Below are 1,005 nucleotides of genomic sequence, written 5' to 3'. Positions count from 1 at the left end.
TGACAGTGCCGCTACTCTCTGCAAGATTTTGCTGGCCTCTGCATCTTTCAATGGGATCGGCTGACCCAGCTCCGCTCGGTAAGGGGTTAGCTTCATCTTACAAGCCCCGTTGCGGGTACAGGTGGCCTGAAATATCGCTGTATCCCAAGTGGCTGGTACCGTTGATTTAGAAAAAATGAAATTGCCTGTGCTGTATGCAATCCATTTGCCTTTATAGTGCTCCATCCCTTGCAGCACATGAGGATGCCCGCCTACGACAAGATCGGCCCCGGCGTCAATAAAAGCGTGTGATAACTCGGTTTGATGAGGTTCAAGCGCCGTAGCCCGCTCCTTGCCCCAATGGGCAACCACGATTACCAAATCAGCCTGATTTCGTGCCTCTCGAATGGAATTTACGATAGCGGTCGAATCATAGGCCCCTGCTACACCAGGCTGTTTGGCACCCGCATTCCAGTTGGCTTCAGGCATAACACGTGTAGCCCCTAACAACGCAATTTTAATCCCATTGCGTTCAAAATAATGCGGTGCATACGCTTCTTGTGCATTGCGTCCGGCTCCAGCATGAGCTATACCCTTTTCATCCAAATATTTCAGGGTATCCAGTAATCCGCTCGTCCCCTGATCCAAAATATGATTGTTGGCCAAATTTACAGCATCGATCCCTGCCGCCGCCATTGCAGTTAGCGCCTTAGGCGAAGATTTATACACATACGTTTTATTTAACGCACTGACGCCATTAGTAGTCACCGGTGTTTCCAGATTGGCAATCGTCAGATCGTCTTTATGGAACATACTCCCGAGATATTGGTATGGAAAATCATATCCCTTCTGTTCTAGCCTCTGCTCAACCTTACCTGAAAACTGCACATCACCTATGAAGTGAAGTGTAACTGCTGGGGATTTTGCATCGTCCGTGTTTGATGGTTTGACGTCCTCGTTTTCTCTCTTCTCGACGGGTGTATCATCATCGTTGTTTACATCCTTATTGGACGAATTCTCCTGTGC

The 1,005-nt window shown here is 48.5% G+C and carries 1 protein-coding gene; it reads right to left on the bottom strand.

Annotation, left to right across the window (positions count from 1 at the left end; all coding sequences use genetic code 11):
- A partial coding sequence (locus AC5V8P_RS25710; RefSeq protein WP_495474074.1) for a CapA family protein occupies window positions 1-1,005 on the bottom strand: 1,005 nt, incomplete at both ends.

It is taken from the genome of Paenibacillus sp. N119s, from assembly GCF_059447605.1.
The sequence above is the reverse complement of the archived record's forward strand: the minus strand, read 5'-3'. Positions and strand labels throughout refer to the sequence as shown.